Origin of the sequence: Streptomyces sp. NPDC048650, assembly GCF_043199095.1 — a bacterium.
Lineage (GTDB): Bacteria > Actinomycetota > Actinomycetes > Streptomycetales > Streptomycetaceae > Streptomyces.
On record NZ_JBICVM010000004.1, the window covers coordinates 590218 to 602598 of the forward strand.

General features: G+C 71.8%; 11 protein-coding genes. 9 read left to right on the plus strand and 2 right to left on the minus strand.

From position 1 onward, the window contains the following. Positions 1–101 precede the first annotated feature (101 nt). The 5 genes from ACGFML_RS15045 (at position 102) to ACGFML_RS15065 (ending at position 6879) form a co-directional block, all read left to right on the plus strand. On the plus strand, positions 102–1598 hold the full coding sequence (locus ACGFML_RS15045) for a hypothetical protein (protein WP_393543675.1): 1497 nt from the start codon (positions 102–104) through the stop codon (positions 1596–1598). After that, entirely contained in the window at positions 1595–3271 is a 1677-nt protein-coding gene (locus tag ACGFML_RS15050) for a lipopolysaccharide biosynthesis protein (RefSeq protein ID WP_393543677.1), read from the plus strand. Before ACGFML_RS15045 ends, ACGFML_RS15050 begins: the two co-directional genes overlap by 4 nt. Further along, positions 3268–4803 (plus strand): oligosaccharide flippase family protein, encoded by a 1536-nt coding sequence (locus ACGFML_RS15055; protein WP_393543679.1) that lies wholly within the window; start codon positions 3268–3270, stop codon positions 4801–4803. The genes ACGFML_RS15050 and ACGFML_RS15055 overlap by 4 nt, the downstream gene beginning before the upstream one ends. Before the next feature lie 117 nt (positions 4804–4920). Continuing rightward, positions 4921–6429: a fibronectin type III domain-containing protein gene (locus ACGFML_RS15060; protein WP_393543680.1), complete on the plus strand. Its 1509-nt coding sequence runs from the start codon at positions 4921–4923 to the stop codon at positions 6427–6429. Positions 6430–6450: 21 nt separating this feature from the next. Continuing rightward, positions 6451–6879 (plus strand): adenylyltransferase/cytidyltransferase family protein, encoded by a 429-nt coding sequence (locus tag ACGFML_RS15065; protein ID WP_393543682.1) that lies wholly within the window; start codon positions 6451–6453, stop codon positions 6877–6879. 29 nt (positions 6880–6908) lie between these two features. Here ACGFML_RS15065 and ACGFML_RS15070 read toward each other — a convergent pair whose 3' ends face one another. Further along, complete coding sequence (locus tag ACGFML_RS15070) at positions 6909–7640, minus strand: CDP-alcohol phosphatidyltransferase family protein (protein WP_393543684.1); 732 nt, start codon at positions 7638–7640, stop codon at positions 6909–6911. A 39-nt stretch (positions 7641–7679) separates the two neighbouring features. Between ACGFML_RS15070 and ACGFML_RS15075 the strand changes: the two genes are divergently transcribed. Further along, positions 7680–8963: a glycosyl hydrolase family 28-related protein gene (locus ACGFML_RS15075; protein ID WP_393543685.1), complete on the plus strand. Its 1284-nt coding sequence runs from the start codon at positions 7680–7682 to the stop codon at positions 8961–8963. 61 nt (positions 8964–9024) lie between these two features. Here the strand turns inward: ACGFML_RS15075 and ACGFML_RS15080 are convergent, their stop codons facing one another. Continuing rightward, complete coding sequence (locus tag ACGFML_RS15080; RefSeq protein WP_393543687.1) at positions 9025–10242, minus strand: MBL fold metallo-hydrolase; 1218 nt, start codon at positions 10240–10242, stop codon at positions 9025–9027. Between the two features lie 315 nt (positions 10243–10557). On the opposite strand from ACGFML_RS15080, the gene ACGFML_RS15085 reads away from it, so the two are divergent. The 3 genes from ACGFML_RS15085 (at position 10558) to ACGFML_RS15095 (ending at position 12356) form a co-directional block, all read left to right on the plus strand. Continuing rightward, positions 10558–10782: a hypothetical protein gene (locus ACGFML_RS15085; RefSeq protein ID WP_393543689.1), complete on the plus strand. Its 225-nt coding sequence runs from the start codon at positions 10558–10560 to the stop codon at positions 10780–10782. Positions 10783–10929: 147 nt separating this feature from the next. Beyond that, positions 10930–11103: a hypothetical protein gene (locus ACGFML_RS15090; RefSeq protein ID WP_393543691.1), complete on the plus strand. Its 174-nt coding sequence runs from the start codon at positions 10930–10932 to the stop codon at positions 11101–11103. A gap of 191 nt (positions 11104–11294) precedes the next feature. After that, on the plus strand, positions 11295–12356 hold the full coding sequence (locus tag ACGFML_RS15095) for a nitrous oxide reductase family maturation protein NosD (RefSeq protein ID WP_393543692.1): 1062 nt from the start codon (positions 11295–11297) through the stop codon (positions 12354–12356). The last annotated feature ends 25 nt before the right edge of the window (positions 12357–12381 follow it).

The window sequence follows — 12381 nt, forward strand, 5'->3', positions numbered from 1 at the left end:
GGTGGCGGATTCGGTTGCGATTGCGTCCCGAAGGCCACGGTGTTTCCCGATGTCCCTTAGATTGTGCTCTCTGGTGGGGAGTTGGGGGAGGTGGGCCCGTGATGCCCGGGATCCGTCGGGGCGGCGCGGTACCCACGCGCAGCATCGCCGCGCTGTGCTGCTGGGCGCTGCTCCTCGTCGTCCTGCTCCCCCTGCTGGTGCTGCAGTCGCAGGACGCCCGCTTCGGTGCCGCGCTCGCCGTCCAGGGCGTGGTGGTCGCGCACACCGGTGCGGCGCTGGCCCGGGTGCTGACCGCCGTGCGGGCCCGGGTGATCGCCTTCGGCTTCTGGCTCTTCTCGTATGTGTGGCTCGGGCTGGCGCCGCTGGCCATGCTCGCCACGGACGCCTATCCGCGGGGGTTCGTCGTCGACGCGCACACCGCCTTCGTCACCACGCTGCTGGTGGAGGCGGGACTCTTGGCCTACAGCGCGGGTTCGGCGGTGGCCTCGTGGCGCTCGGCGCGCACCTCCACGATCCTGGAGCCGGTCCTCGCCCGGCGGCTGTCACCGGGGCGGGTGCTGCTGCTGTGCGCCGCGGCCCTGGGGCTGGCGGTCGTGCTGATTCCCGGTCAGGGCGGGCTGTCGGCGTTCTTCCTCAGCAGGCAGGCGGCCAACGAGGCCGCGGCGCTGGCGGAGCCGGCCGGGTCGGCGGACCGGGCGATGGCCGCCTGGGCCCTGTCGGTGCCGGCGTTCTGGGCGCTGGTGGCGCTGGTGCACGTACCGCGGTTCACGACGGGCGACCGGACGCTGCGCGGGCTGCGGTGGCTGCTGCTCCCTCTGCTGGCGGCGGTGAACGTCGTGGTCAACAACCCCATCAGCCAGCCGCGTTTCTGGGCCGGCACGGTCCTGCTCGCGCTGGTCTTCAGCGCGACGTGGCTGCGCGGGCCGCGGGCCTTCCGGTTCGGCGCGGCGGGGGTGGCCGCCGTCGTGCTGGTGGTCTTCCCGTACAGCGACTACTTCCGCTACGACAAGCGGGAGCCGGTCCAAGTGGTGTCGCTCGCCGAGCAGTTCACCGGAAACGGCGACTACGACGCGTTCCAGCAGATCGAGACGGGTGTGGACTATGTGCGCACGCACGGCTTCACGCCGACGGCCGCGCTCGGCCCGCCGCTGTTCTTCGTGCCGCGCGCCGCGTGGCCCGGCAAACCGGACGACGCGGGGATCCTGCTGGCCCGGCACGCGGGGTACACCTTCAGCAACCTCTCCGCGCCGCTGTGGATCGAGACGTACATGTGGGCCGGTTTCCCGTCGGTCGTCGCCGTCTTCGGTCTGATCGGTGCCGTGGGCCGGCGCATCGACGACCTGCGACACCGACTGCGGCGGCGACCGGGCACCCTCGCCGCGCTGCTGGTGCCCGCCTTCGGCTTCTACCAACTGGTGCTGCTGCGCGGCAGTCTCATGGCCATCGTGGGCCCGCTCGCGCTGCTCGTGTGCATCCCGCTGCTGATCACCCGCAAGCCCGGCCGGCGGATCCTGCCGCCGGCCGCCGCCGAGGCGGCGACGGCCACCCCGGCGGACCGCACGGCCTTACCTCTACCCACAGGAGGAGCACGTACGTGAGCGTCTTCGACGAGCCTTCGGAGGAGCCGGACCAGATCCGCGACCAGGTGCGCCAGCTCTTCCGCTATCGCGCCCTCCTCGTGGTCGGTCTGCTGGTGGGCATGCTCGGCGGGGGCGCGGTGTCCCTGCTGGGCGGCCCCACCTACACGGCGACCGGTGAGGTCGTGGTGCATGCGATCAGCACCGCGCCCTTCGAGGCGGGCGGCGTCTCGGTGGACAAGCAGATCAGCATGGGCACCGAGCGGCAGATCGCGCAGAGCGCCTCGGTCGCGGCCGGTGCCGCGAAGGCGCTCGGGGAACGGGCCGGGCCGGCCACGCTCCAGCGCGATCTGCGGGTGAGCAACCCGCCCGAGACCCAGACGCTGACCTTCGAGTACAGCGCGGACTCCCCCGGGCGGGCGGCCTCCCACGTCAACGCCTTCGTCCACTCCTACCTCGACTACCGGCGGGACGCCGCGACCCAGCGCATCGACACGACCGTCAGCAAACTCGCCGCCGAGCTCAAACCGCTGCAGGAGCAGCGCAAGGTGCTCGACGGCCGGATCGCGGCCGCCGGCGCCGGCACGGAGCGGGCCACCGACGAGTCCGAACGCAGCAATCTCGTATCGGAGATAGCGGATCTGCAGGGGCGGATCTCCAGTCTGAAGTCCCTCGACACCACCCCCGGTGACATCGTCCGCAAGGGCGATCCGCCGGCCTTCCCGTCCAGCCCCGCGCCGGCCGTGCTGCTGCTCGCCGGGGCCGTGGTCGGTCTGGTGCTGGGGATCCTGGCGGCCTGGGTGCGCTCGGTGCTGGAGCCGCGGGTCCGGTCGGTGGCGGATGTGCAGGACAACCTGCGGGCCCCGGTGCTCGGCATCCTGCCGCGGCGACGGGGCGGCGACCAGATGCTGGAGGTCGGCCGGTCCGGCCAGGGCAACCGGGCGGAGGCGTACCGGACGATCGCCTTCCGGCTGGTGCACGACCAGCGGTTCGCCGGGCGGGGCAGCCTGCTGATCGTCTCGCCCCGGGAGAACGCCGACGCGGTCTCGGTCGCGGTCAACCTCGCCGGGGCGTTCGCCGAGATCGGCAACGACATCCTGCTGGTCGAGGCGAATCTGCGCACCCCGGAGCTCGCCCAGCGGCTGCCGCTGCACGCCGGCCGCCGGCGTCCGGTGCCGGGGAGCTGGGCGGAGGGCGAGCGGTTCACGGTGGACGCGGGCGTCGACGGGCGCTTCGACCTGCTGCCGGGCCGGGAGGTCCCCAACCCCGCGCGCGCCCTGTCCGGGCCGCAGTTCGCCCGGCTGCTCAACACCCCGGCGGGCCCGAACGAGAACGTCGTGGTCGTCACCGGGCCCCTGCTCTCGCACGCGGACGGGCTGGCCGTCGCCAAGCAGGCCGCGGGTGTGGTGGTGGTCTGCGACCTCAACGAGGTGCGCCGGGACGACCTGGACCGGGTGTGGGAACTGATCACCGGAGCGGGCGGCCACATCCTCGGTGCCGTCCTGGACAAGGGCGGCCACAGCACGTCGCTGCGCCGGCTGACCGACGGCGGCCCGACCCACCGCAAGCGGGGCCGGGGTCGGCCGCGTACCGCCGCGGCGGTACCGCCCGCGCAGCCCGGTCCGCCGTCCGCCGGCACGGTCCCGGCGGACGCGACGTCCACCGAGGCCGACGCCACCTCGCTCCCCGGATGACGGCCGTCAGCCCGGCGGAGGCGCCCGCCGGGCGGCGCGGCATCGCCACGACCGCGCGCGGCAGTCTCTTCGCCCTGGCGGGCTCGGCCGCGAACGCGCTGTTCGGCTTCGCGCTCGTCGCCGTCGTCACGCACGGGCTCGGGGCCCGCGGTGCGGGGGCCCTGTTCACCGGTGTCGCGGCCTTCACCATCGCCAGCAACGCCCTGAAGCTGGGGGCCGACACCGCTCTGGTCCGGTTCGTCTCCCGGGACCTGGAGCTCACCGGGGGTGCGGGCGTACCGCGCCTGTTGCGGATCTCTGTCGGGCCGACGTTGCTGGCGAGCGCAGCGGGGGCGGCGGTGCTGCTGTGGTCCCCCGGTCTCGCCGGATGGCTGCTGCCCGATCTGGATCCGGGGCAGGCCGCCGCGATGATGCGGTTGTTCGCGGTGTTCCTGCCGGTGACGACCGTGGCGCTGGTGCTGCTCGGCGCCACCCGGGGGTACGGCTCGGTGGTGCCGTTCGTGGGGGTGGAGCAGATCGGCAAGCCCGCGTTGCGGGTGCTGTGCGCGGTTCCGCTGGTCCTGGTCGCGCCGAGCGTGGCCGGGCTCTCCGCGGCGTGGCTGGTTCCCGGGGTGCTGGGCGTGGTGGCCGCCGGCGTCTCGCTGCGCAGGTCCCGTCGCGCGCACCCCGGCCACTCCCGACCCGCCGTGGAGACACGGGAGTTCTGGGCGTTCGCCGGGCCGCGGGCGGTCTCGTCGGTCTTCGACATCACGGCGGTGTGGATCGGCGTGATCCTGCTGTCGGTGCTGGGCACGAGCCGCGACGCCGGCGTCTACACGGCGATCGGGCGGCTGATCACCGCCGGCACGCTGCTCCAGCTGGCCGTCAGACTGGCGGTCGCCCCGCAGATCAGCCGGCTGCTGGCGGGCGGCGACGAGGCCGGGGCCGGACAGCTGCACCGGTTGTCGACGCGGTGGATCGCGCTGTTCTCCTGGCCGGTGTTCGTGATCCTGGCGGCCTTCCCGCGGACCGTGCTCTCGCTCTTCGGGCCCGGTTTCGCCGGTGGGGCACCGGGGCTGGTGGCGCTGTCGGCGGCCTGCGTGCTCAACGTCGGTGTCGGCAACGCCCAGACGGCCCTGCTGATGGCCGGGCGGAGCCTCTGGAATCTCCTGGTCGCCGGTGGTGCGTTCCTGGTCCAACTCGGCAGCGGAATATGGCTGGTTCCGCGCTACGGGGTACTGGGGGCGGCGGTCTCGTGGGGACTGGCGATCGTGGTGGACAACGGCGCCTCGGCCGTGCTGGCCCGCCGGCGTCTGGGGTTTCGCACCGTCGACCGCGGCTATCTGCTGGCCGCACTGATCGGCTTGGCGGCGGTGGTGCCGGTCGCGTTCGGCATCCGAACGTTTTTCGGAGACAGCGTCCCCGGTGTTCTTTTAGGAATTGTTTTGTCCATCGGGACGTTCGGCCCCCTCGTCTGGCGCTATCGTGTGCCGCTGGGGGTAGGGGAGTTCTTCGGTGCGTTGCGCAAGCGCAGTTCGGAAAACTCACGGTGAACGCTGTGCCGTTTCCCCACAGAACTCATCCCGTTCGCACTTCCTATCCCGACAATTCCGATCGCGCCATGATTCCAGGGGGGACCTGTGCGCCTGAAAAGCAGACCCGTCAATTTCTTGATCGCAGCCGCGGTCCTGGGCACCGCGTCGACGGCACTCGCCGCCGGCCCCGCCCAGGCCACCGGCGAGACCACACTGACCGCCGACCCGCTGAGCACCTGGCAGACCGACGGCATCGTGTGGTCCCTGGCCTACGCCAAGGGCGTCGTCTACGTGGGAGGCACCTTCGACCACATCCGGCCACCGGGCGCCGCGCCCGGCACCGGTGAGATCGCCCGGAAGAACTTCGCGGCCTTCGACGCCAAGACCGGCCAACCGCTGCCCTGCGCACCCGCGTTCACCGGTGGCACGGGCACGATCCGGGCGATGAAGGCATCGCCCGACGGCTCGCTGATCTACATCGGCGGCTCGTTCGGCAAGGCGGGCACCGTCGGCCGGTCCAACACGGCCGCCCTCAACACCGCCGACTGCACGATCGGCGCGGCCTGGCAGCCGACCGTCGGCTCGACCGTGCGGGCGATCGACGTCACCGCCGACGCGGTCTACATCGGCGGCGGCTTCGACACGGTCCAGGGGCAGACCCGCGAGCGGATCGCCGCACTGCGGCCCACCGGCGCGCTGCTCCCGTTCAAGGCGACCGTGCGCGGCTCGTCGATCTCCAACGACCCCACGCCGGCGGTCAACGCCCTCACGGTCGCCCCCAAGCTCAACAAGGTCATCATCGGCGGCCGGTTCACCTCCGTGAACGGCAGTCTGCTGACGGTGCACGCGCTGGCCGGGCTGGACGCGACGACCGGAAAGGTCGTCAACTCCTTCAACGGCTGGATCCCGCGGCGATCGGCGGTCAAGACGCTCGTCAACGACGGCACGAACTTCTATCTCGGCGCCGAGGGCACCGGCGGTGGGGTCTTCGACGGCCGGGCCGCCGGTCGGCTCTCGGACGGCTCGCAGGTCTGGAAGGACACCTGCCTGGGCGCCACCCAAGCCGTGCTGCCGTACAAGGGCGTCCTCTACAGCGGCTCGCACGCGCACGACTGCAAGGACACCCCTGGCGGGTTCGAGGACATCGACAACCGCCAGCACTTCCTGGCGCAGTCGATCTCCGACAAGACGATCCTGCCGTGGTTCCCGGACACCAACGACGGGATCGGCGAGCAGATCGGCCCGCGGGCGCTGACCGTGGCGGACGGCGTCCTGTGGGCGGGCGGCGAGTTCACCACCGTCAACGACCGGCCCCAGCAGGGCCTCACCCGCTTCGCGGCGGGCCCGGACACCGGGGCGCCGCAGGTGCCGCTGCTCAGCGGCGCGAGCGGATCCCGGGGGAAGATCACGCTGAACTGGAAGGCGTCGTGGGACCGGGACAACGGCGTCCTGACCTACCGGATCTACCGCGACGGCGAGTATCTGACCTCGCTCACCAAGGACTCGCGGTACTGGAACCGGCCCGCCATGAGCTTCACGGACACCGTGCAGGCCGGCTCGGAGCACCGCTACTCGCTCGAGGTCACCGACGGCACGAACGTCTCCGGCCGCAACGGCCCGGTGTATGTGACCGCCCGAAACTGACCGCAGGCGAGTGGGGGGTAAATGACGCACCGAGTAGGTTATGCGCCCGGGGTCTACGACCTCTTCCACGTCGGGCACCTGAATATCCTCCGGCATGCCAGGAGCCGCTGCGACTACCTGGTGGCCGGAGTCGTCTCGGACGAAATGACGGTACAGGCCAAGGGGAAAGCGCCGGTCATTCCACTCACCGAGCGACTGGAGATCGTACGCAGCGTCCGGTACGTGGACGCGGCATTCGTCGAGACGGTGCCGGACAAGCTGGACACCTGGCAGCAGGTGCGGTTCGACGTCCTTTTCAAGGGCGACGACTGGCGGGGGACGAGCAAGGGCGAAAAGCTGGAACGGGATTTCGCGACGGTCGGTGTCGAGGTGGTCTATTTCCCCTACACCGTGCACACGTCGAGCACCCTGCTGCGCAAGGCGCTCGACGGGCTCGCGAATTCCGCCTGACCGGATGAACCGACTGTCCGTCCCGTGGCTCAGCGGCCCGGGGCGGACAGTTCGCGATACCACTTCACCAGGAACGCCACCAGGAAAAGGACGTGGACGGCAAGGAGCACTCCGTACACCGCCACAAAGACATCGCGGCTGCCGAACAGCAGGAATACCGCGCAGAACACGCCGTAGTCGACCGGCAGCAGGGCGACGGCGCGCAGGGTGGACCCGGACGCCGGCGCCGGGGGCGCCGCCCCGCCCCGCTTGAGCCGGTCGGCGCGCTTGAGCTGCTCGGTGAGGATGCCGCCGAAGAAGACCATCACCGCGGCGAATTGGAAGACGACGGGCATCAGCAGATACAGCGGGTCGGAGAAGCCGAAGTGGCGGTAGAACGCGATCAGCACGGCCATGTGGAGGGCCAGCATCTTCCCGCAGTCGACGACGTGGTCGAGCCACTCCCCCGCGGCGCTGCCCGCCCCGGTCAGCCGGGCCAGCTGGCCGTCGGCGGAGTCGAGGGCGAAGCCGACGACCAGCGCCGCGCAGATGGCCACCGCGGCGGCGAACGAAGGACGGAGTGCGGCGATCAGGACCACTCCGCCGAGACTGAAAGCGGCGCTGATCAGGGTGATCTGATTGGGTGTCAATTTGATGGCGTAGCCCGCCGCGGCCAGCAGTCGGCCGGCCGGCCGGTTCACGTACCGCGAATACAGGGACACCCCTTTCGCGGATTTCTGGGCCGCCGACAGCTCTCTGACCGCATATCCGAACCGGCTCATGTCCCCCACCTGATGAATGGCCCCCGAAGGAGCAACATCATGGCAGTCCCGGCCTCTTCGTCAACCGGCGGCGCCGCCCGCAGGACAGTGCTGGCGGGTGCGGCCGCCGCCCTGGCGGGATCGCTCGCCGGATGCGACGCCGCCGACTCCGGTCCGCCGACCGACGACGCCGGCGCCGCCCTGGTCACCGGCCGCAAGCCCAAGGGCAAGGACGTCGTGGACGTGGTCGCCGACTTCGGCGCCAAGGGCGACGGACACACCGACGACAGCCGGGCGTTCGCCCGCGCGTACGCCTACGCGGCCGGCCGGGTGTGGGACCACATCGGCCGGACGGTGATCGACGTGCCCGCCGGCACCTATCTCATCCGCTCGCCGAACGCGCTGCTCAACGCCACCGGAGGCAAGCTCAAGGCCAACGGCCTGCGGTTCCGCGGCGCCGGTAAGCGCATGACGCAGTTGCTCTTCGCCCCGGCCCGGGCGGAGGGCTCCTACCTCTGCCGCAACGAGGACAGCTGGGCGAATGTGATGTTCGAGCAGATCGGGTTCCGCTCCGGCACGCCCGGTGCGTCGTTCTTCTACTCGTACTCGACCGGCCAGGCCCAGGACTACCGGTTCACCGCGTGCGAGTGGACGGGCGAGTGGACCTACGGACTCGCCCTCGACGGCAGCAACACCAACTCGGAGATGCGCTGGGACGCCTGCCGCGTCGGCGGCGCCTACCGCAAGGCGTTCCTCTACTCGGGGCTGTCGCAGAAGTCGCGGGACCGGCAGCAGCAGGACCAGTTCCTCAACTACTGGTTCACCGACATGAAGGTCGAGTACTCCTGGGGCAACTTCCTGGAGTTCCCCTACGGCGGGTCCGTCACCTGCCGCGGTGGTTCGTACATCGTCACCGGCCGCCGCCCCCAGGACTCCGACGACTACGGGCGTACCAGCACCTTCTTCCGCTTCCCGCGCGGGCCGCACCACGATTCCGTGCAGCGCTTCCACGCCGAGGACATCCGCTTCGAGGTACGCGGCCCGGACACCGTCGTGATCGACTGCGCCTGGGACGGCGGCACCGTGCACTTCAACGACTGCGACGACACCGCGCACGCCTTCCGGCCCTTCGCCAAGGACAGCCGCCCGCACCGCTACCGCACCGGGGCGCTGGTGCGCTACGACTCGTGCCAGCTCTCCGGGCGGCACGTCTACGAGCCGGGCGGCAAGGGCGACGCTCCCCGCGTCCGCTACGACATGTGCCTGTTCCGCAATCACCCGGCACGGGATTTCGCCGAGGGCGCGGGGGACCGGGTGAGGTTCGTCGACTGTCTCGGGGCCTGAGCGGGACGGGGCGTCCCCGCACCCGAGGGGCGCCCCGGCGGCGGGCCGCCGGGGCGCGGCATCACCGGTCCGCGGCCAGGTCCACCTCGGTGGCGGACACCGTCGGCGGCCACGCGGGCCATCCCTGGACGGGCGGCACGGCGATCGCCCGCCACCACGGATAGACGGCCGGCGGGTCGGCGGGCTCGAACGGCTCGCCCGGCCGCGGGTGGACCGTGGTGACGCCGGCCTCCCGGCCGGCGGTCAGGGTCCAGTCGGCGGGCTCCGCCCACGGGTGCGGCGCGAGCTTGAAGGTGCCCCAGTGGATCGGCAGCAGCACACCGCCGGGTTCCACGCCCTGGAGGTCGAGGTGGGACCGCACGCCCTGTTCGGGGTTCATGTGGATGTCCGGCCACATACCCGGGTGCCGGGTGCCCACGGGGTCGTTCGTGGGCCTGAAGTCGGAGTACGCGCCGATCTGGATCATCGTCGCGTCGAACGGGCCGTGTGCCGCGCCGATCTCGGCGAATCCGGAGAAGTATCCGGTGTCACCGCTGTGGAAGATGCGGTGCTCGGGGCCCGCGACCACCCAGGAGGCCCACAGGGTGTGCTGGAGACCGCGCAGTCCGCGGCCGCAGAAGTGCTGCGCGGGGGTGGCGGTCAGGGTGAGCCCCGCAAGCCGGGTGGTCTCGTGCCAGTCCAGCTCGGTGATCCGTTCCGCGGGCACTCCCCACAGCTCCAGGTCGGCGCCGATGCCGAGCGGTACGACGAAGGCCGCGCCGGTGGCCGTCAGACCCCGGATCGTGGGCATGTCGAGGTGATCGTAGTGATCGTGGGAGATCACCACGACGTCGACCGGGGCGAGCTCGGCCGGCTCGACCGGCACGGGGTGCAGACGCTTGGGCCCGACCCAGGTGAACGGGGAGCAGCGCTCGCCCCAGACCGGGTCGAAGAGCACCCGTCGGCCGTCGATCTCGGCGAGCACACTCGAATGGCCCATCCAGGTGAGCCGCAGCCCGGACCGCGGCGGGCGCTCCCGCTCGGCCGCGGTGGGGCGGTGCACCGGAATCCGGCCCACCGGTGCCCTGCGCAGCCGCCCCTCCCGGCTCAGCTGGCTGCGGACCATCGGCAGCGCACTGCCCCGCGGGACCTGGCGGGCCGGCACCGGGTTGCGGAACTGGCCGTCCGCGAACTGCGGCGAGCGGCGAATCCTGGCCAACCGCTCGCCGGTGGGCTCGGCGCCGAAGCTTGCGGGGCGCAGCGCGCTGAGCGGCGTACGGCGGGGTCGGGAACCGGTCACGGCACCTCCATGGTCGGGGCGGTCGCGAGATGAACGGACCGCACGAGCGGCAGGTTCCGGCGCGCCGGGCCGCGCGGTGCCTCGGTGCGCTGCGACAGCACGACACCCGCTCCTCTCTCACCATCACCCTCGGACACAAACCGCGCGACCGGCGGTGACATTCCCGGCCGGGCCCGGCGGGGCCCGGCCGGATCCGGTGCGCAGGAAGGGCGCGCACCCGCGGTCCCGGGGCGGTCACCGTGCGTATGTGTCCGGCGCGCCCCGATGGCGGACGGTTGACGTGCGCCGTCGTCTCCCCGGTCGCAGGGTGGAGGTATGGCCGATCATCCGCCCGTCGTCGTGCACCCGCCGTCCCCCGGTGGCGGGCGGCGGGTGACCATCGACGGCGAGAGCGTCGGCCGCGCCTACAGCAGCGTCGACGTCCTCGAATTCCTGCGCCGGGCCGGCCTGGACACCGACATGGTGTCGCTCGACGACCGTGCGGTCATCGAGTGGCAGGGCGGCGATCACGACGCCTGGTCGGGATCCGAGACCCGGTGACGAGGCCGCCGGCCGGACCGCGCCTCCGTTCCGGCCGGGCCTCCGCCGTCCGCGTGCCGCTGGGGCCGTTGGGGCCGTTGGGGTGACGAAGCGGGTCCGCGGCGTCGGTACGAGTGTCGTATGACGCCTCCGCGCCGTTGGTGTTCCGTGACCGCCCCCCAAGCCCGGCCGTGGTTCCTGCCGACCAGCCTCGCGGCGCTGACGGCGGAGATGTTCCCCGACGGGCCGGCCGAATCTCCGGCCGCCGCACTCCGGGCCCCGGAGCCGCAGCCGGGCGCCGACGCCAAGTCGGTGCCGGCACCCGCCACAGACCGGCCCTGACGGTGCGTCGCGCCGGTGCGACGGCGTGTCGCGGACTGTCCTGACGGCCCGTCCGACGGTGTGTCGCGAAGGTGTCCGGCGGCGCGCCGCGGATGTCCCTGACGAAGCGTCGGAACCCGACGGGCGTACCGGCTGTAGCCATCGGGTTACCCCATGTGGCGAGCGGTCGTGATCGCCCATAGCTTCGCCTCATGGCGATTCGACAGCTCACATATCTGGCGTGCCTGACGGCCGCCTCGGTCGCCGGGTTCGGCATGGCCCCGACGGCCCAGGCCGGCGACCGGCACATCGTCCACCGGGGCGAGTCCATCCAGAAGGCGGTGGATGCGGCGAAGCCCGGCGACACCGTGTTCGTCGAGCCCGGGATCTATCAGGAGAGCGTCCTGGTCAAGGAGTCACGCGTGACCCTGCTCGGGGCGGGCCGGCAGACCGTGATCAGACCGCCGACGGCACGGGCGGCGAACGCCTGCGGGCAGGACGGCAACGGCATCTGCGTGACCGGAAGTCCGGGGCACCGCCTGCGGGACGTCACCATCCGGTCCCTGACCGTCGCGGGCTTCAAGAAGAACGGCATCTGGGCCAGCGGTACCAACCGGCTGCGGGTGCGCGACGTCGCCGCGCAGGGCAACGGCCAGTGGGGCATCGCCGTGGAGAAGTCCGTCCGCAGCTCCGTCCGGGACAACACGGCCCGCGACAACGGTGACGCGGGCGTCTTCCTCGCCAACACGGTCGCCGAGGAAGGCGGCGCCACGGACACCCACGGCGCCGCGATCAGCGACAACCACATCACCGGCAACCGGATCGGGGTCACCGTCCGGCGGGTCCGCAATCTCCGGGTCGACAACAACCACATCACCGGCAACTGCGCCGGGTTGTTCGTGGTGGGTGACGAGTCGCGGCCGCGGGCGGGCGATCTGACGGTGAGCCGCAACGAGGTGTCGGGCAACAACAAGTACTGCCCGGCCACCAAACGCCTGCCGTTCCTCCAGGGCATCGGGATCGTTCTGACCGGCGCCGAGGACACCCGTGTGCGGGGCAACTGGGTCGACAACAACGTCGGCAAATCTCCGCTGTCCGGCGGCATCGTCCTCTTCCCCAGCTTCGCCAAGGCCCCCGACGAACGCAATGTCATCAGCGCCAACGTCGCGCTGCGCAACCGGCCGGCCGACCTGGCCAACCGCGACAAGGCCGGTTCCGGAAACCGGTTCGTCCGCAATGTGTGCCGCACTTCGGAGCCGGCGGGGCTGTGCTGACCGGCGGGTGCGGTTCCTCAGGAGT

Coding starts and splice junctions, on each gene's coding strand:
- ACGFML_RS15045 (WP_393543675.1), top strand. CDS start 102: ATGCCCGGGATCCGTCGGGGCGGCGCGGTACCCACGCGCAGCATCGCC.
- ACGFML_RS15055 (WP_393543679.1), top strand. CDS start 3,268: ATGACGGCCGTCAGCCCGGCGGAGGCGCCCGCCGGGCGGCGCGGCATC.
- ACGFML_RS15065 (WP_393543682.1), top strand. CDS start 6,451: ATGACGCACCGAGTAGGTTATGCGCCCGGGGTCTACGACCTCTTCCAC.
- ACGFML_RS15070 (WP_393543684.1), bottom strand. CDS start 7,640: ATGAGCCGGTTCGGATATGCGGTCAGAGAGCTGTCGGCGGCCCAGAAA.
- ACGFML_RS15075 (WP_393543685.1), top strand. CDS start 7,680: ATGGCAGTCCCGGCCTCTTCGTCAACCGGCGGCGCCGCCCGCAGGACA.
- ACGFML_RS15085 (WP_393543689.1), top strand. CDS start 10,558: ATGGCCGATCATCCGCCCGTCGTCGTGCACCCGCCGTCCCCCGGTGGC.
- ACGFML_RS15095 (WP_393543692.1), top strand. CDS start 11,295: ATGGCGATTCGACAGCTCACATATCTGGCGTGCCTGACGGCCGCCTCG.